Source organism: Aurantimonas aggregata, from assembly GCF_010500835.1.
In the GTDB taxonomy this organism is placed as follows: Bacteria; Pseudomonadota; Alphaproteobacteria; order Rhizobiales; family Rhizobiaceae; genus Aurantimonas; species Aurantimonas aggregata.
The window spans coordinates 35,665-52,288 of record NZ_JAAAMJ010000022.1; the positions used below are offsets into that span (position 1 = coordinate 35,665).

16 protein-coding genes and 2 pseudogenes are annotated in these 16,624 nt (G+C 66.3%); 2 read left to right on the forward strand and 16 right to left on the reverse strand.

Annotated features, from left to right (window positions below; genetic code table 11):
- Window positions 1–27: 27 nt before the first annotated feature.
- The 8 genes from GTW51_RS19730 to GTW51_RS19765 all read right to left on the reverse strand — a co-directional run bounded on the left by GTW51_RS19730 (window position 28) and on the right by GTW51_RS19765 (window position 7,389).
- The gene (locus GTW51_RS19730; protein ID WP_163045769.1) at window positions 28–702 is read right to left on the reverse strand and encodes a DUF1028 domain-containing protein; all 675 of its coding nucleotides are present in this window, start codon (window positions 700–702) and stop codon (window positions 28–30) included.
- A complete protein-coding gene (locus GTW51_RS19735) occupies window positions 699–1,121 on the reverse strand; it encodes a RidA family protein (RefSeq protein WP_163045770.1) in 423 nt (140 codons plus the stop codon). Before GTW51_RS19735 ends, GTW51_RS19730 begins: the two co-directional genes overlap by 4 nt.
- Before the next feature lie 46 nt (window positions 1,122–1,167).
- The gene (locus GTW51_RS19740) at window positions 1,168–2,478 is read right to left on the reverse strand and encodes a flavin-containing monooxygenase (RefSeq protein ID WP_163045771.1); all 1,311 of its coding nucleotides are present in this window, start codon (window positions 2,476–2,478) and stop codon (window positions 1,168–1,170) included.
- Window positions 2,479–2,633: 155 nt separating this feature from the next.
- Window positions 2,634–3,788, reverse strand: coding sequence for an acetylornithine deacetylase (gene argE, locus GTW51_RS19745; RefSeq protein WP_343034067.1), 1,155 nt, complete (start codon window positions 3,786–3,788; stop codon window positions 2,634–2,636).
- A 12-nt stretch (window positions 3,789–3,800) separates the two neighbouring features.
- Window positions 3,801–4,499 (reverse strand): ABC transporter ATP-binding protein, encoded by a 699-nt coding sequence (locus GTW51_RS19750; protein ID WP_163045772.1) that lies wholly within the window; start codon window positions 4,497–4,499, stop codon window positions 3,801–3,803.
- On the reverse strand, window positions 4,492–5,286 hold the full coding sequence (locus GTW51_RS19755; protein ID WP_163045773.1) for an ABC transporter ATP-binding protein: 795 nt from the start codon (window positions 5,284–5,286) through the stop codon (window positions 4,492–4,494). Before GTW51_RS19755 ends, GTW51_RS19750 begins: the two co-directional genes overlap by 8 nt.
- A 10-nt stretch (window positions 5,287–5,296) precedes the next feature.
- Window positions 5,297–6,466: a branched-chain amino acid ABC transporter permease gene (locus GTW51_RS19760; protein ID WP_163045774.1), complete on the reverse strand. Its 1,170-nt coding sequence runs from the start codon at window positions 6,464–6,466 to the stop codon at window positions 5,297–5,299.
- A gap of 2 nt (window positions 6,467–6,468) precedes the next feature.
- Complete coding sequence (locus tag GTW51_RS19765) at window positions 6,469–7,389, reverse strand: branched-chain amino acid ABC transporter permease (protein ID WP_163045775.1); 921 nt, start codon at window positions 7,387–7,389, stop codon at window positions 6,469–6,471.
- 354 nt (window positions 7,390–7,743) lie between these two features.
- On the opposite strand from GTW51_RS19765, the gene GTW51_RS19770 reads away from it, so the two are divergent.
- Both GTW51_RS19770 and GTW51_RS19775 read left to right on the forward strand, forming a co-directional pair.
- Window positions 7,744–8,826, forward strand: a complete 1,083-nt coding sequence (locus GTW51_RS19770; protein ID WP_163045776.1) for a branched-chain amino acid ABC transporter substrate-binding protein — start codon at window positions 7,744–7,746, stop codon at window positions 8,824–8,826.
- Between the two features lie 40 nt (window positions 8,827–8,866).
- Window positions 8,867–9,355: pseudogene (locus GTW51_RS19775) on the forward strand (SDR family NAD(P)-dependent oxidoreductase); the annotation flags it as partial.
- A 7-nt stretch (window positions 9,356–9,362) separates the two neighbouring features.
- Here GTW51_RS19775 and GTW51_RS23630 read toward each other — a convergent pair.
- From GTW51_RS23630 to GTW51_RS19805, 8 genes and pseudogenes are all read right to left on the reverse strand, one after another.
- Window positions 9,363–10,778 (reverse strand): annotated as a pseudogene (locus tag GTW51_RS23630) (baseplate multidomain protein megatron); the annotation flags it as partial.
- 33 nt (window positions 10,779–10,811) lie between these two features.
- Complete coding sequence (locus GTW51_RS23635) at window positions 10,812–10,991, reverse strand: hypothetical protein (RefSeq protein ID WP_203566197.1); 180 nt, start codon at window positions 10,989–10,991, stop codon at window positions 10,812–10,814.
- A 58-nt stretch (window positions 10,992–11,049) separates the two neighbouring features.
- Window positions 11,050–11,667 carry a hypothetical protein gene (locus GTW51_RS23640; protein ID WP_203566198.1) on the reverse strand — a complete coding sequence of 206 codons (618 nt, stop codon included), beginning with the start codon at window positions 11,665–11,667 and terminating at the stop codon, window positions 11,050–11,052.
- A gap of 9 nt (window positions 11,668–11,676) precedes the next feature.
- Complete coding sequence (locus GTW51_RS19785; RefSeq protein WP_343034068.1) at window positions 11,677–12,126, reverse strand: NlpC/P60 family protein; 450 nt, start codon at window positions 12,124–12,126, stop codon at window positions 11,677–11,679.
- Entirely contained in the window at window positions 12,123–13,007 is an 885-nt protein-coding gene (locus GTW51_RS19790; protein WP_163045777.1) for a DUF2163 domain-containing protein, read from the reverse strand. The genes GTW51_RS19785 and GTW51_RS19790 overlap by 4 nt, the downstream gene beginning before the upstream one ends.
- Complete coding sequence (locus GTW51_RS19795) at window positions 13,004–13,630, reverse strand: DUF2460 domain-containing protein (RefSeq protein ID WP_163045778.1); 627 nt, start codon at window positions 13,628–13,630, stop codon at window positions 13,004–13,006. Before GTW51_RS19795 ends, GTW51_RS19790 begins: the two co-directional genes overlap by 4 nt.
- On the reverse strand, window positions 13,630–15,633 hold the full coding sequence (locus tag GTW51_RS19800) for a phage tail tape measure C-terminal domain-containing protein (protein WP_203566199.1): 2,004 nt from the start codon (window positions 15,631–15,633) through the stop codon (window positions 13,630–13,632). The genes GTW51_RS19795 and GTW51_RS19800 overlap by 1 nt, the downstream gene beginning before the upstream one ends.
- Window positions 15,633–16,487 carry a phage tail tube protein gene (locus GTW51_RS19805; protein ID WP_163045779.1) on the reverse strand — a complete coding sequence of 285 codons (855 nt, stop codon included), beginning with the start codon at window positions 16,485–16,487 and terminating at the stop codon, window positions 15,633–15,635. The genes GTW51_RS19800 and GTW51_RS19805 overlap by 1 nt, the downstream gene beginning before the upstream one ends.
- Window positions 16,488–16,624 lie beyond the last annotated feature (137 nt).

Here is a 16,624-nt window from a genome sequence, read left to right on the forward strand (position 1 = left end):
ATGCTTCCCAGGCCCTATAGCACCGAATCACTCGTCGCCGGGAACGCCGTAGCTCGGGGCAGCAGAGGGATCGAGCGCCCGCGTCACGTAATCGGCAAGCTGCGGCTTGTAGATAGTCCATAGCGAGGACAGGTCCTCGATCGGGCAATTCTCGCTCCAGTCGACCCTCAGATCGGCGACCGGCCAAGACACCTGGTCGACCAGCTTCATGCCGGCAGAACGAACGGGACCAGCTTCGCCGCCGGCAGCGAGTGCCGCCTTCATGACGGCTACCAGACGGTCGCCCAGATGGCCGGAGGACGCCGCGAAGGCCTCGACCATGCGAGCCGGTACATCCGGGTTTGCCAGAAGATTTCCGCCGCAGGCGACATCCTGCCCCTTGGCCTCAGCCCAGGTGCCCAGCGCGCGCGGACCGGAATGGATGGCAGAGTTACCCTTGCAGTCCACCGAAAGGACCTGCCGGTACTCCATGTGACCCGACGATGCGCGCAGGACATCGATGGTCTGGGGGGCGCTGGCGCCCAGGGCCATGAGATCGAGCGCCCGGATCCCCAGCGCGGGGTCGGTCACGTTCTGGCTTGCGACCACACCGACGCCGGCCCTCGCATGAGCACAGCGGGCAGCGACTGCCGGGGATGAGGACGATACGGCCACACCGAACATGCCCGTGTCGGCGCAGCGTGCGACGATGGAAAATGTCATTGCGCATCCTCCGGGATGACCGCGATCGAATCCACCTCGACCAGCCACTCGGGTCGGGCAAGCGCCGAGACGACGATGCCGGTGGAGACGGGGTAGACGCCCTTCAGCCACTTGCCGACGACGCGGTAGACGTCTTCGCGGTAGCGGGGATCGACGATGTAGATCGTGATCTTGCAGACATGCTCGAGCTTGGCGCCGGCCTCGCCGAGCAGCATCGCGATGTTCGCCATCGCCTGTTCGGTCTGCCCTTCGACGTCGCCGACCGCCACGCTCTTGGACGTCTCGAGGTCCTGACCGATCTGGCCCCGCACGAAGACCATGCTGCCTTTGGCGACCACTGTTTGGCAGAGATCGTTGTCGAGGTTCTGCTCGGGATAGGTGTCCTTGGTATTGAATTTGCGGATGCGCGTGTGCGCCATGGTATCCTCCATCAGGCGGGGCAGGTCGTCGGGATCTTCAGCCGGTTCAGGTTCCAGACAGGGCCACGCGCCCGGCCGGTGCCGGACTCGTTTCGCTGTCGTGCTCGGCAGACGGCCGGTAGCTCATGTAGCCGCGCCGGGTCACGATGTGGTCGGCAATGTATTTCGCGTCATGCCAGACGCCCCAGATGAAGCTCGAACCCCGACCGGATAGCCAGGGCAGGCCGAGGAAGTAGATTCCCGGCTCGCTAGCGACGCCGCGCTGGTGGTCAGGCCTGCCGCTCCCGTCGAAAGCATCCACCTTGAGCCAGCTGTAATCGGACGAGAAGCCCGTGGCCCAGATGATCGCCGTCACGCCCGCCCGCTTCAGATCGATGTTCAGCACCGGATCGGTCACGCAGGCGGGATCCGCCGCGAAGTGGCGCGCTTCGGGTTCTTCCGGCAGGTCGAGGCCGTTTCGGGCAATGAAGGCGTCTGCCTCCTCTAGAAGGGCGAGGTAGTTCTCGTCGCCGCGCCGTATGTTTTCGGCCAGATCCGGCGCGAAGGTCAGGACGCCGGCGTCGAACGACTCCGTCCGGCCGACCAGCGTGATCCCGTTCGCGGCCAGGCGGCGGAAGTCGATCGTCTCGCCACCGTGAGCGCCGCTCACGGCGATGGTCACGTGTTCGGTGCCCGGGGCCTGCGCCTGGACGTCCCACTTTCCCAGAACACCAAGCCACCAGACGAAGTCCCTGCCGCGGTAGAAGCGTGGGGGGCGGTCGTGCGGCCCGACGGAAAGGTAGACCTGCCGGCCTGCCCGGGCGAGTTCGTCCGCAATCTGCACGCCGGATGATCCCGAACCGACCACAAGCGCCGCGCCGCTCGGCAATTGCTCGGGATTGCGGTAGGCGCTCGAATGAAGCTGGGTAACTCCGGAGTCCTCGGGCACGATCGGCGGGATCACCGGGTTCTGGAATGCGCCCGTGGCGGCCACTACGTTCTGGGCTTCGATCGTGCCTCCGGACGTCGTGACGCGAAAGCCGGGGCGGCCGGCAAGCTTCTCGACATTGTTCACCGTCACGCCGCAGCGGACGGGGCCGCCGAACCTGGCGACGTACGTCTCGAAATACTCGGCGACTTTGTCCTTGGGGACGAACGCATCGCCGTCGATGCCGGCGAACTCCATGCTAGGGAAGCGATCGTGCCATGCCGGCCCGTTGGCGACGAGGGAGTCCCACCGTCCGGTCCGCCAGCGCTCCGCAATCCGTGCGCGCTCCAGCACGAGATGCTGCAGGCCCCGCCGGGTGAGATGCTCGCTCATCGCGACACCCGCCTGCCCGCCACCAACGACGAGGGTGTCGACCGTCTCGACTGACATTTCCGTGTCCTTCTCCGGCGCCGAACGCGCACCTGATGGAAGTCTGCGTAAGGGCCTAACGGAGTGCCCGTCCTTCAGAAATTACGATTTGGTTCAGCCCTGCTTCGGCGTTTCGGAAGGCTGGTGTGGCGGCCTCCGGCATCGGTTCGAAAGCCTCAGACGAGAAGCTTCGCCAGCAGCCGGTCCATCATCCGATCGGCGCCGACAAGCTGGTCGAGGGCGACAAACTCGTCCGGCCGGTGCCCCTGATCCATCGAGCCCGGCCCGCACACGACCGTCGGAATGGCGAGGTTCGCCTGGAACAGTCCGCCCTCCGTCCCGTAGGCGACCTTGAAGGTGCGCTCGTCCTCGACGAGTGCCTTCGCGAACGCCACAACCTCCGAATCCGGGGACGTATCTAGCGCCGGGTACGCGTTCACCGTCTCTATATCGATCGCGGCGCATTCGAACCGGGTGGTCTCGCGCGCGACGATGGCGTCGGCGTCGCGCCGCAGGCGTTCCAGAATATCCGCGGCGTCGTCCGCGGCGACATTGCGGATCTCGAAGTCGAGCGTGCACTGCTCCGGCACGATGTTCAGCGCCGTGCCGCCGCCGATCCTGCCAACATGGATGGTCGTGTAGGGCACGTCGTAATCGGCATCCTTACGGCCGCCGGTGGCGAGTTCGGCCTGCCGGAAGCGCAGCCTATCGACGAAGTCGCAGGCTAGATGGATCGCATTCAGGCCATGCGGAGCGAGCGCCGAATGGGCGGCGACGCCGCGTGCACATGCCCTGGCGGCCAGCTTTCCCTTGTGCCCGAGCGCGACACGCATTGAGGTGGGTTCGCCGACGATGCAGAAACGTGGCTGCCAGGTTCGGCCCGACATCTCCTCGATCATCGAGCGGACGCCGACGCAGCCGATCTCCTCGTCGTAGCTGAGCGCGAGTTGGAGCGGCGTTCTCAGCTTCGCGCCGACTGCCCTGTCAACGAGTGCGAGGGCGGCCGCGACGAAGCCCTTCATATCGGCGGTCCCGCGGCCATAGGCGCGACCGTCCCTGACGCCCATGCGGAACGGCTCGGACGACCAGGCCTGGCCGTCGACCGGCACGACGTCCGTGTGGCCGGACAGCATGATGCCCGGCCTGTCCTTCGGACCGAGCGTCGCTAGGAGATTGGCCTTCCTGCCGTCCGGCGTGGCGATCAGTTGGCTTTCGATGCCCCGCTCGGCCAGGAAGCTCGCGACGAAGTCGATCAGGTCGCGGTTCGGATCGCGGCTTACCGTCGGGAAGGCAACGAGGCGGTCGAGAAGGTCGAGTGTCAGGGTCGACACGGGGGCTTGCCCTCACAGATAGAGATGACGGAGTTCATCGCTTGCCAGGAGGTCCGATGCTTGGCCGGAGACGACGACGCGACCCTTCACCAGCATAATGCCGCGATGGGCGATCGACAGCGCCGTCTCGGCATTCTGCTCGATCAGCAGCACGGTGGTGCCGTTCCGGTTGATCTCGGCCACCGTGTCGAAATATTCGTCGATCAGCTTCGGCGAGAGACCTAGAGAGGGCTCGTCCATCACGATCAGCTTCGGCGATCCGACGAGCGCCCGGGCAAGCGCCACCATGGCCTGCTCGCCACCCGACAAGGTGCCGGCACGCTGTGCGATGCGTTCCCCGATGCGGGGAAAGATCGCCAGCATCTCATCCAGCCGGTCCTCGAAACGGTCCGGCGCCTTCTGCGCCTCGAACCCGAGACGGATATTGTCGCGCACCGAAATTTCCGCGAAGAGCCGCCGACCCTCCGGCACGAAGCCGACGCCGAGCCCGCTCAAGGCCTCCGTACGCACCTTCGAAACGTCGTGTCCCAGGATCTCGATACGACCGCCCGTAAGCGGCAGCAGCCCCGCGATCGCGCGGAAGGTCGTGGTCTTGCCCGCTCCGTTCGGCCCGAGGATGCATACGAGCTCACCCGGCCTCACCTCGAGCGTCACGTCGCGCAACATCGCCACGACACCGTAATCGGTGTCGACCTTCTCCAGCTTAAGCATTCTGCGCCGCCTTCCTGCCGAGATAGGCTTCCTGCACCCGCGGAATCAGCCGGACCTCCTCGAACGGCCCATCGGCGAGCTTCTGGCCGTAGTCGAGCACCATGACGCGGTGTGGCAGGGCCGCGACGAGGCGCATGTCGTGCTCGATGATCATCAAAGACAGGTCGGGACGGGCTGCGCACAGCGCCCGGATATCGTCCATCAACGCGTCGGTGTCGGCATCATCCATGCCGGAAGACGGCTCGTCGAGGAGCAGGACCTTCGGTTCGCTGGCAAGAGCGCGCGCGATCTCCAGCCGGCGTCGGTCCGCCTGCGGCAGTTCTCCCGCCAGCCGGTGGCGCTGCTCGAAGAGATCGCGCGAGACGGCCTTCAGGAGTTCCTCGGCGATCGATACGGAGGCGGCCATCTCGCGGTCGGCGCGGCTGCGCCGGAAGATCGCGTCGATGACGCCGGACCGGGTCTTCGAGTGCCGACCGATGACGACGTTGTCGATGACGCTCAGGTCGGAAAACAGCCGGCTCGACTGGAAGGTGCGCGCGATGCCGCGTCCGACGATCCTGTGCGGCGGCACGCCGTTCAATCGTTCGCCCTCCAGCCTCACCTCGCCCGACGACGGGACGTAAAGCCCGGTAATGATGTTCAGGAGCGTCGACTTTCCCGCGCCGTTCGGGCCGATGATGCCGAGGATCTCGCCGCGTCTCAGGTCGAAATCCACTTCGGCCATCGCGACGAGGCCGCCGAAGCGCATGGTCAGGCTCCTGCCCGAAAGGATGACGGGTGCCACCATCTCAGCGCCCTCAGTAGCGGCGCAGGCGCTGCGGGAAGATTCCCTGCGGCCGGATCATCAGGAACGCGATCACCGTCACGCCGAAGAAGAGAATACGGTAGTCGGAGAAGGCGCGCAGTTTCTCGGGCAGGAGCGTGAGCAGGAAGGCCCCGACGATCACGCCGAGGATGTTGTCCATCCCGCCGGCGATGACCATCGTCATGATCGTGACGGAGACGAGGAACGTGAAGTTGTCCGGCGAGATGTAGCCGACGTAGAAGGCGTAGATGGTGCCGGCGAAGCCGGCCAGAAAGGCATCCACGGCAAACGCCAGCACCTTGTACCAGGTCGTGTTGATGCCCTGGCACCGGGCCGCCAGATCGTCGGCGCGCAGCGCGTTCCAGGCGAGGCCGACGCGCGAATTGTGGAGCCGGGAGGCAAAGAGTATCGCGACGGCGACGAGTAGCGCCGACAGGTAATAGAAGTTCGCCTGCGACGGGAGCTGCACCCCAAAGATGGTGAGCGGAGAGGCGAAGGAGTGGCCGAAGAGCTCCGGCACCGGGATGCCGACGAGGCCGTTCGGACCACCCGTGAATTCCAGGTTGTTGAGCAACTGGTGTACCACCACGCCGAAGGCGATGGTGACGAGCGCCAGGTAGCTTTCGCGGGTGCGCATGGAGGGCAAGCCGAGGAGAAAGCCGAAGATGGTCGCCACGATTGCCGCGGCCGGCAAAGCGAGCCAGAAGCTGACGTCGAAGTTCAGGGCGAGAAGAGCCGACGCATAGGCGCCGATGCCATAGGATGCGCCGGTGGCGAAATTCGGAATGTTGGCGCTTCCGAGCTGGAAGTTCAGCGCGAGGGCGAGGACAGCGTAGAGCTGCGCGATGACGCAAAGGTGGAAGGCATAGGTGTTGCCGTCGAGGACGAACGGGAACGCCAGGACCAGCATCAGGCCGAGCACGATGGCTGCGCCCTTCTGCCTGTCGAAAGCGTCCTCGATCCGGCGCTCGAGAGCCGGAACCTGCTGCATAAGGACGAGAGCAAGCGCGAAGATCGCGAGCAGCCCGACGACGTAGCGCCAGTCCTCGGCCAGGAGGAACTCACGCAGGAAGGCGGCGCCGAGGATTTCCGTGACGATCACGATCAGGAGCCCGGAGACGGGGAAGGCGGTGGCCCTGGCGGTGACGCGGTTCGTGCTCATCGTCAGACCTTTTCAACGACGGTCCGGCCGAAGATGCCGGAGGGCTTGAAGACGAGGACGGCGATCACGAGCAAGAACACGAAGACCAGCCTGTAGGAGGCGCCATTCGGTACGACCGCCTGGACGAAGGTGTCGAGCCCGGCGATGAGCAGGCTGCCGACAATGGCACCGGCCATCGAACCGAGACCACCGACGACGGCCGCCGAGAAGCCGATGAGCCCGACCTCCACGCTGAAATCGAAGCGCACGAGATTGGCATAGCCGGCAAAGAAGAGGGCGCCGACCGCGCCGACCGCTGAAGCGATGAAGAAGGTGAACCGGAATATCCGGGTGGGGCTGATCGACATGAGGCGCGCTGCGTCGCGATCCTGCGACACGGCACGGATGTGCAGGCCCAGCCTGGTCTTGTTGAGGAGCGCGAACAAGGCCGCGACCGCCACGATGGCGCACACGACCGCGACCATGCTGAACCAGGAGACTGTGACGCCGCCGACCATGAACTCTCCGCTGACGAAACGCGGGAAGGAGTGCGGATTGCTGCCGTTCGGAAACAGGTGGCGGATCAGTTCGCGAAGAACGATGCCGAGGGCGACCGTGGCGACCAGCGCCATCATCACGGGCGCGTCCCGGAAACGGCGGATTACCAGGATCTCCAGAACGACGCCGAGCAGGCCCGTAAGCACCAGCGCGAGAAGCAGGCAAAGAAGCAGGAGCACCGGCGAGCCCGCGACGACGGGGAAGCTCGCGATCACCGCCTGCACGGCCCCGAGTGCCACGAACGGCGCCACAAAGGAGACGTCACCGTGCGAGAAATGGATGATGTTGAGGACACCGAAAAGAAGGCTGAAGCCGACGGCGATCAGGGAGTAGATGCTGCCCAGAACAATCCAGTTCAAAAGCTGCTGGAGCAGCAGATCAGTCATTGCAATCCTTCCCGGCCCATCGTCGGCGCCATGACGCGGGTCATCCAACCTACCCCGGCGAACTTGCGGCTACGCTAAGCACGGGGTTCGCGTTCGGGCTAAATCGTTTTTTCCGAAGTGACGGATCGATTATCCTGAGCCCTGCCTTCTTTTGCGGCATCGGCAAAGTTTATGAACACGCTTCAGAAAAACCAAAGCGTGACATCCGCATATGCGATTTCCAATTCCGGGGATGGCGGCAGTAGACTTCTCTACTGCCTTTCATGATGAACCGCCGCCGGACATCGGCGGCAAAGGGATGGAGCAAGTCGAGTGCGAAACAGAACAAGCATCTTGCGCGGAACGACAGCCGCAATGGCCGTTGTGGCCGCTATCGCGACGGCAGGCGTGGCTCAGGCGCAGGAAACGGTCAAGATCGGTTTTCTCGGGCCCCTGAGCGGCGGTAACGCCCAGCAGGGCCTCACCGCCCGCAACGGTTTCCAGCTTGCCGTTGACCAGGCGAATGCCCGCGATCTGCCCTTCGACATCGAGCCGGTCATCCTTGACGACGGTGCCAATCCCCAGACCGGTGTATCGGCCGCGTTGAAGCTGACCAACGATCCGGACGTGGTGGCCGCGACGGGCCACTGGAACAGCGGCGTCGCCCTCGCCACAGCCCCGGTGATCACGCGCGCCGCGATTCCCTTCGTAATCTGGGGAGCGATCAGTCCCAAGATTACCGAGACCAACAATCCACTCCTGTCGCGTGTCGTCACGACGCTCGTCAACACGAACGAGCCGTTGGCGAAGTGGGCGGTCGAGAACGTCGGCAAGAACATAGCCATCGTTTCCGATACCAGCGACTACGGGGCCGCAAACGTGACGGCCTTCTCCGAGCCCTTCGAGGCCGCCGGCGGCACGATCGTCACGGCGGAAACCGCACCCGTCGGCACCACCGATTTCCGAGCGACGCTCACGAAGATCAAGAGCGGCAATCCCGACGCGATCTATTTCGGCGGTGTCGTGACGGAAGCGGGCCTCGTGCGCCAGCAAATGAAGGAAGTCGGCCTCGACGTCCCGATGATCGGCGTCGACGGCTTCTACGATCCCGAGTTCATCAAGATCGCCGGCGACGCGGCGGAAGGCACGATGGTCGGCATCGTCAAGGAGCAGGAGAACGACAAGCTGGCCGAAATGAACGCGGCTTACGAAGCGGCGGGCTTTGCCGAGCCGGCCGGCACCTACACCAAGAATGCCTACGACGCGGCGAACATCATCATCGCCGCCATCGAGAAGGCCGGGACGGACCGCGCCGCCGTAGCCGAAGCCATCCGCGCGACCGAATATGATGGTGCAATGGGCCGTACGAGCTTCGACGAGAACGGGCAGACCAAGCTGCCTGTCGACCTGGAAATCCGGGTCGTGCGGGACGGCAACTGGGAGACGCTCGAGCAGTAAGGCTGTCCGCACCGGACAAAGTATCCGCAACCCTAGGCCCCAGCGCGTAGCCTGGGGCCTAGGGTTGCGAGGGGACGGGCCAAAGGCGGGAGCGAATGTCGCCTGCCTCGATCGCCCCGGCAGCGGCGGGTTCGCCGCGACCTTGCAAGGCATCGAGCAGCATGGCCGCCGCTGTCTCGTGCTGGAGGCCGATGTCCGTGAGGCGAGCGCGCTCGCCGACGCGGTGGCGCGTATCGAGGCCGAGTTGGGGCCGCTGTCGGTGGCGGTGAACGCAGCCGGCATCGCCAACGCGACTGCCGCCGAAGACATGTCCGAAGAGCAGTGGCGAAACATGCTCGACATCAACCTGACGGGCCTATTCCTCACGGCGCAAGCGGAAGCCCGGGTGATGCTGCCGCGCCGGCGCGGCTCCATCGTCAACATCGCCTCCATGTCCGGCTCGATCGTCAATCGCGGGTTATTGCAGGCGCACTACAACACGTCGAAGGCGGGGGTGATCCACCTCACGCGAAGCCTCGCCATGGAATGGGCGGAGCTCCGAGCCGACCGGTCAGCCAGTGACCGAGCCGCCAGTTCGCGCCATCGGTCCAGACGTCGGTCAGCGCCGGGAAGAACGGATAGGGCCGCGCGTCCCAGGTCCAGGCGGCGCATTCCGGCACATGCACCATTCCGCCGCCGTAGACACTGGAGACAGAATTGTTCGCCGGGGTGCCCCACCAAAGATGCATCGCCTCGAGATAGGCCCGCTGGATGGCATCGTCGCGCCAGCCCCGCGAGAAATACGGTGTGAAGCTCTCGGACGACTTCGGGTCGAAGAAGACGTTCGGCTGGTTCGTGCCGCGGTCGATGGCCGGACAGCCGAGTTCGGTGAACCAGATTGGCTTCGACTCCGGCACCCATGCAGTGGGCGTCCCGCTCTCCACCCCGCCCGGACGGTCGTAGTGCGGGTTCGACCACCAAGCGCGCAGGTCCTTGTAACGAAAGACCCACGGCTTGCTGGCGGCGCCATCGCTGATAGGCGTCCGGACCTGCGCGGCGCGATCCAGATCGGAAGCGTAAAACCAGTCGAAGCCTTCGCCGCCTGCGATGTTCGCCTGCAGGTAGGCGCGGTCGTAGATCGCCGGCCAGCCGTCCTGCGCATCAAGATGCTCGAACCCGTCGCGCCAGTCGGAGAGCGGCATGTAATTGTCGATGCCGACGAAATCGATATCAGGATCGGCCCAGAGCGGATCGAGGTGGAAGAACACGTCGCCACTGCCGTCGCCCGGCTGGTGGCCGAAATACTCCGGCCAGTCGGCGGCGTAGCCGATCTTCGTCCCAGCGCCGAGGATCGAGCGCACATCGCCAAGAAGATCCCGGTACGCCTGCACGGCCGGATAGGTGGACGCGCCCGAGCGGATTGTCGTCAGCCCGGGCATCTCGGTGCCGATCAGGAAGGCGTCGACCCCGCCCGCCGCTGCGCAGAGATGGGCGTAGTGCAGCACCATGCGCCGCAGACCCCAGTCGCCAGCCGCGCCGGTCCAGCTGACGCTCTCGCCCGAGACGTTGAAACTGGCAGGTGTCGCCGCGCCGAACAGCGCTGCGACCTGCGTGGCCGCCGTGGAGGTCTTGTCCACGGCCCCGGCGTAGCCTGCCGCCGGAGAGCAGGTGATCCGCCCCCGCCAGGGGAAGGCGGGCTGGCCCGTCTCGGCGGCATTGTCGGAGTACGGGTTGGGGAGGCTGTTGCCGGGCGGCACGTCCATCAGGATGAAGGGATAGAAGGTGACGCGTAGCCCGCGGGCGTTCATCTCCTGGATGGCCTGTACGACGGCGAAGTCGGACGGCGTGCCGCCATAGACAGGGCGATCCTCTGCGTCGCGACTGACAAGAAAGGCATTGGCACGGCTGACGCCGTTGACCGTCCAGGAGGCGGGCGTGGTCGACTTTGCCGACACCTCGACACCCGGCCGCACCTTGCAGGAGCCCGCGCGCAGGTCGTCGCCGAACTAGGCCACGACGAGGCTGACGCTCTCGACGGCGGGCGCCATCGCCTGCAGCCGGTCGAGCGCCACCACCATGTCGGTCGCGTCCGGCAGCGCATTCAGGTTCTCGGCCTGCGTCGCCCCGCCGTCGGATTTGCGGATGGCCTGCGTCGCGTAGGTGAACTCACCTGAGGCCGGGATCATGGTGACGGCGCGGATCAGCCCCTCGGCGGTGTCGGGATCCGCAAGCGGACGGAAGACCTCAAAGGAGAGCTGCGGCAGGCGGTTGCCATAAGTGGAAAGCGCCAGCTCCTCGAAGACGACATACGCGGTGCCGAGATAGGCGGGCGTGCTGGCCGCGCCGGTTTTCGCGGCGATGAACGGATCGGGACCTTGTGCCTCGCCGCCGGGATACCAACGCCACGTGACCCCGGAGAGGTCCATCGGCTTTGCCGTCGGCCCAGATGCGGCCGATGCCGGTGATCGGGCCCTCGCACAAGGCGACGGCAAAGGACGCATAGTAGAGATACTCGGTGGTTTTGACCTTGCCGCCCCCGCCGCCCTTGCCGCCGCCCTGAGTGGTGGTCTTCGTCTCCTCGCGGAAATCTGTCGCCCAGATGATGTTGCCACCCATCCGCATCCGGCCATAAAGGCGCGTAATGACGGCTCCTTCCGTGGACGAGGTGATCCGCAGCGTGTCGAGCCGCGCGCCCTCGATCCGCTGCGTGGGCGCCAGCGACGAGACGATCCAGCTTTCGACGACTGAGCCGATGGCGGAGCCGATGAAACCGCCAATGGTGGCGGCACTGACGCCGAGGATGGCACCGCCGATGCTGCCGCCGATGGCAGCGCCAACGGCACCGAGAACGAGGGTGGCCATGTCAGGGTCTCAGCGTTGCGGGAACAGGAAGGCGAACGCGATGCGCCGCCGCCAGGCGTGCGCCAGCGGTTCCTCGACCACGCCGAGCCGCTCATAGGCGTGGAGGAAGGTGTCGTTGCCGGTCAGTATCCCGACATGCTTGGTGATGGCGCGTGGCTTCATGCGGAACAGGACGAGCGCGCCGGGGCCGGCCTCCGAGGCAGTAATCTCCGGCATCATCCGCCGCACCCCCTCGGCCAGAACCTCGCGCGGGCCGGTCTCGCCCCAGTCGCGGCTGTAAGGCGGGATCGGAAACGGCTCAGGGCCCACCACCTCGCGCCAGATGCCGCGCGCCAACCCGAGGCAGTCGCAGCCAACGCCCTTCAGGCTGGCATGATCGTGATAAGGCGTGCCGCGCCAGCTGCGGGCTGTGGCGACAACGCGGTCCGGATCGGCCCCAACAATGACGGCGGCGTTCACAGTACCGCCCCGTCGTGCCCACCGTCCTTGGTGGCATAGCGGAGTACCGCGTCCTGGCCGGGGATATGCGGGAAGCCGCGGAAGTTGGCGACGTTGGCGAACTTCGCGCCGCAGGTCTCCATACGCTTGTCGCAGCCCGCGCGGACGATGAAGTCGTCGCCCTCGGCGATGGACCGCACCGGTGCTTCGAGCAGCGTTAGCACCGCGATGCCGTCGGTCACGTCATGCGCGATGATCTCTGCCCGCCGCCCTGCATTGACGCCGCTCGTCCACTCAACCGTGCCGAAGGTGAACCAGCCTGAGGAGAGGCCGCCGAGACCCGAGGCGGTAAAGGCGCGGTCGCACAGGATGTCGATGGCGGCGCCGGTGCCAGTGAAAACGGGATCGTCGAGATCGACTCCGCAGCGTGCATCTCCGAGCGCCGCGTCGCAGGTCGCCTGGAATGTCCGCCCGACCGTCTGCCCCAGCACATGGGCGAGCGAGCGCACTTCGGCAACGAAGAACAGCCGCCCGCGCCGGATCTGGCCGATGGCGCCCCGGCGCATCAACAGACGTTGTGTCGGGTCCGACCAGTTCACCCGCCAGACCTCGACCTCCGCGTTATCCCAGCGGCCGTCGAGGATGTCCGTCTCGGTGATTCGGTCCGAGGTCAGCACGCCTTCGGCATCCTGCGCATCGACCGAGAGGTCCGAGCCCGAGCGCACCTCGGACGCCGTCAGCCCGCTTTCGGGCTCGAAGTCGGTGCCGTCGAAACTCAGCGTCCGGTCGTGGTCTGTGAACCCGAAGGTCACGCCGTCCGCGCGCAGGATGCGCCAGCACCAGGCGAGTGTCGTCGTTCCATCGTCGAGATGGGCCTGCAAGTCGTTGTCGAAGGTCTTCATCGGCGCAATTCCAGAAGCGGGATGGACGTGATCGAGCCGAGCCGCTCGAGGTCGAGGGTGACGTCGAGCACGTCGGTGTCGAAGCGGACGGGCACGTCGAATTCGAAGCCGGCGGTGACTGCGACGCCAGCGCCCGGCGCGGCACTGAAAGTGACGAGGTCGGTTGTGGTGTCGGCCGACCAGCCGGACGGCTGCTCGACACCGCCCAGCGCGATGCGCACGGTGCCCGCGACCGGCTTGGCGATGGTCCGCGTCCAGGCCTGCGCACCGGAGGCGTAGCGCTTGACCAGCTGGAAGGCGGTAGTCGTGCCGTCCCCGGTGCCGATCGACTGATCGGGGGACGATGGTGTGCCGGATGGCAGGCAGGACTTGTGGTCGCCCCAATCCTTGAAACGGAAGCCATGCAGGCGACCATTGCGGGCTTCGAAGAAGGCGACGACCGCCGCCAGATCGTCGGCGCGGCGGATGCCGTAGGCGACATCGTAGCGGCGCCGCGAGTTGGCCCAGCTGGCATTGCGCTCCTCGTCGCCCGAGGCCAGTTCGACGATCTGCGTGCGTCGTTCCGGCCCGCCGCGCGCGCCCCGGCTGATGGTGTCGGGAAACCGAACCTCGTGAAACGCCATCACATGCCCCTCCGGCCGAGCGAGACCGCGCGGGCAATGTCTGCCGCGACCTGCGTGCGCGATTGCCGGAAGCTTTCGACATCGCGGGCCATGATGGTGACGTTGACCCCGCCGCCTGCGCCGTAGGACTGAGCCTCGCGGCGTGACAGCACCCGCTCGCCCCGCTGCAGGATCGCGGGCACCTCGTCGTGGCGCAGCCCGGCCATGCCGCCCGAATGCATCCGGGGTGCCGCCGCCAAAGCCATCGCCGGGACCATCCGCGACGGTGCGGCCGCTCCAACCATACCGCCCGCATGAAGAATGTTCGCGAAGATCCCGCCCGCACCGCCGAGGGCCCCAGAGAGCGCATTGGCGATCGGCCCGAGGATGAACCGGCGCGCAGCCAGCTTGGCGAGATCGGCCAGCAGCGACGTCACCAGGTCGCCGAAGTTTAACTTGCCCGTCTTCACGAACTCGCCGACGGCGTTTTCGGCACTGGTGAAGGCGCTGACGAGGCTCTGGCCGATATCGCCACCGATCTCGCGCGCCTTCGTGGCGTAGCCGGACAGTGCCTTGGTGACCGCCTGCCATCCGGTGACGGCCGCCTCGGCGTCAGGCTTCGCGGCGGCGGCGGCGGCCCCGGCGGCAGCACCTGCACCCGTGGCGGCGCGTCCTGTGTCGTCCAATGCGGTGCCCAGCTCGGTCGCCGCAATCGCCGCATCCTGAAGCGCTGCTTCGGACTCCGCCCCGCTGCCTGCAACGGCCGTCTTCAGCGCATCCCAAGCCGCCAGCGGCCGGGTGGCGGCATCGCTCAACATGCCCGCGGCTTCGCGGTATCCCTCGGCCCGGACCCGAGCATCCTCGGCCGCCGCCCCAAGCCCCAGATCAGGCGCGTCGACGTAGCTGCGCTCAAGTGCTGCCGAAAAAGCATCGACCGCCGCAGCTCCTGCCGTCTCGGCCGCGCCCGCGAAGGGGTTGTCAATCCGGCCGAGCGCCACCGGATCGAGCGTGCCGATGCGCACCCCACCTTCGCCGGTGGCCCATTCGGGGAGCAGGTCCAGCGCGCCGTTCAGCGCCGAAATGAAGCCGTTGATCCGAGTGACAACGCCATTCAGCATCGCCTCGACCCCACCGATCAATCCGTTTGCCGCCTGGAACGCGAAATCGCCAATGGCGCTGGGGAGACGTCCCCAGATCGCCTTCATCGCATCGAACGCACCTTGAAAGATTGCCACGGAGCGGTCGCCGAAGCTGACAACCCCGGTGATGGCGCCGTCGAGCGCAGTCAGCGCCGTGGCCTTCAGCTCTTCCCAACCCGCCGCCATCCGGGCCAGCACCGCGTCGAGCGCGAGGCCTACACGACCCCACACTTCGGAGGCCAGATCGGACAGCAGTCGAAACGCCTCGCCGACGCCCCCCACGCGTTCGACAAGCCGGGTGAACTGGTAGACAAGTTCGCCCGCACCGACGATCAGCGCGCCGATACCGGTGCGGATCAACGCGCCGCGCAGAACCACCAGAGCGGTAGCGAGCCCGCGCACCGACAGTGCCGCTGCGGCCATGCCCGCCACCCAGCGGCCCGCAAGGAAGGCGGCGAAGGTCGCGGCGTAGGTGGTCAGTCGGCCGATGTTATCGAAGAGGCGCGGATGGCGATGCCGAGCGGGCCGGTGCGACTGGCCACAGCCGCCATCGCATCCGCGACGGCTTCCAGCGCGGGCGCGGCGGCGACGGCGAGCTGGTTCGACAGCCCACGCCAGATCAGCCCGAGCCGCGAGATGGCATCGTTCGTCCGCTCGATCTGGTCGGCGTCCTGCTCTGAGACCACGACCCCAAAAGCGAGAACGTCCTCGGTTGGCGAAAGCGACGGCGCGTTCCTCGTCGGAGGCGGCTTCCGGCAGGTTTTCCACCACGGGATCGCTGCGCGTCGCCACCATCAGCGCCGTGGTCAGCGGGCGCAACTGCACCCGCACGCCGGGCGCGAGATCGTGCCAGCGCGGCGCGTTCGTCAGATCGAGCGTCAGCATCAATACGTCTCCACATCGTTTACGAGGGTTGCGGTGCACATCCGGCCGATGGTGCTGTCGCGCGCTGCCTGCCAGTCGAAACTGGCCTGCACGCCCTGAGGCCCGGAGATCTCGATGCGCGGGCGCGGCAGATAGACGGCGTGCACGGTGAAGGTGAAGCTCTCGCCCGAGGGCAGGACGTAGGCGAATTCCATCTCGCAGGCCTCGCCGTTGATGGCTTGTGTTACCAACGTCTGATCGGCGAAGCGGACCTCGATGCGGCCGGTCAGCGCGGCGATGGACGGGTCCGCCCCGTCGATGCGGCCGTCACTGCGGATGGTCTCGATGCGGTCGAGGTTGTTGGCATAGGTGATCTCGGCGGAGACCACGTTGCCGAGGGCCGAGCCGTTGCGGGTGATCGCCCCGTTGAAATGCCCGAAGCGCTTCAGTTCCAGCGCGGCGGGCGTTCCAGCGCCAGTGATCGTGCCGACCGTCTCGCCCTGCGCCACCAGCCGCGCCGTTGCAGTCAGCAGACCCGAGTGCTGCATCTGCCAAGTGATCTGGTCGAGCACGCAGCCGGAATACATCGCATAGCGCGGCACCTCGGGCATGACGGTCTCGATCGACATGCTTGGCAGCGTCCACGATCCCGACTGGAACTCGTGACTGTACGGGGCTTCTGCGCCAGTCGTGGTAGGATCACCAAAAGCCGCCTTTAGCCAGAAGCCGAAGGCCTCTGCGTCAAGCGGCACGACGACATCGCCATCGGCCGTGACCGCGTCCTTGATCGGCGCAAGCGGATCGCGGCCGTAACCGAGAAGCTCCGAGTTCAGCAGCGGCTGCTCGGCGCCGAGCGAGGTGCTCGCGAAGGGCATGCGGGTGAAACGTAACCCTACGCCGTGGGCCGCCTAGTTTCGAGGCGTAGGACCTGCTGTTTTCCGTCGGCCATGGGCTAGCCACGGTGCAAGCAGCGAGGATAACCACGTGCCCATTCACCGAATGGAGATTGTGA

Bases quoted from the DNA above. Each gene is read 5' to 3' on its own strand.
- GTW51_RS19730 (WP_163045769.1), bottom strand. From the start codon at position 702: ATGACATTTTCCATCGTCGCACGCTGCGCCGACACGGGCATGTTCGGT.
- GTW51_RS19735 (WP_163045770.1), bottom strand. From the start codon at position 1,121: ATGGCGCACACGCGCATCCGCAAATTCAATACCAAGGACACCTATCCC.
- GTW51_RS19740 (WP_163045771.1), bottom strand. From the start codon at position 2,478: ATGTCAGTCGAGACGGTCGACACCCTCGTCGTTGGTGGCGGGCAGGCG.
- GTW51_RS19750 (WP_163045772.1), bottom strand. From the start codon at position 4,499: ATGCTTAAGCTGGAGAAGGTCGACACCGATTACGGTGTCGTGGCGATG.
- GTW51_RS19755 (WP_163045773.1), bottom strand. From the start codon at position 5,286: ATGGTGGCACCCGTCATCCTTTCGGGCAGGAGCCTGACCATGCGCTTC.
- GTW51_RS19760 (WP_163045774.1), bottom strand. From the start codon at position 6,466: ATGAGCACGAACCGCGTCACCGCCAGGGCCACCGCCTTCCCCGTCTCC.
- GTW51_RS19765 (WP_163045775.1), bottom strand. From the start codon at position 7,389: ATGACTGATCTGCTGCTCCAGCAGCTTTTGAACTGGATTGTTCTGGGC.
- GTW51_RS19770 (WP_163045776.1), top strand. From the start codon at position 7,744: ATGGCCGTTGTGGCCGCTATCGCGACGGCAGGCGTGGCTCAGGCGCAG.
- GTW51_RS23635 (WP_203566197.1), bottom strand. From the start codon at position 10,991: ATGATCCCGGCCTCAGGTGAGTTCACCTACGCGACGCAGGCCATCCGC.
- GTW51_RS23640 (WP_203566198.1), bottom strand. From the start codon at position 11,667: ATGGCCACCCTCGTTCTCGGTGCCGTTGGCGCTGCCATCGGCGGCAGC.
- GTW51_RS19790 (WP_163045777.1), bottom strand. From the start codon at position 13,007: ATGAAGACCTTCGACAACGACTTGCAGGCCCATCTCGACGATGGAACG.
- GTW51_RS19795 (WP_163045778.1), bottom strand. From the start codon at position 13,630: ATGGCGTTTCACGAGGTTCGGTTTCCCGACACCATCAGCCGGGGCGCG.
- GTW51_RS19800 (WP_203566199.1), bottom strand. From the start codon at position 15,633: ATGCTGACGCTCGATCTGACGAACGCGCCGCGCTGGCACGATCTCGCG.
- GTW51_RS19805 (WP_163045779.1), bottom strand. From the start codon at position 16,487: ATGCCCTTCGCGAGCACCTCGCTCGGCGCCGAGCAGCCGCTGCTGAAC.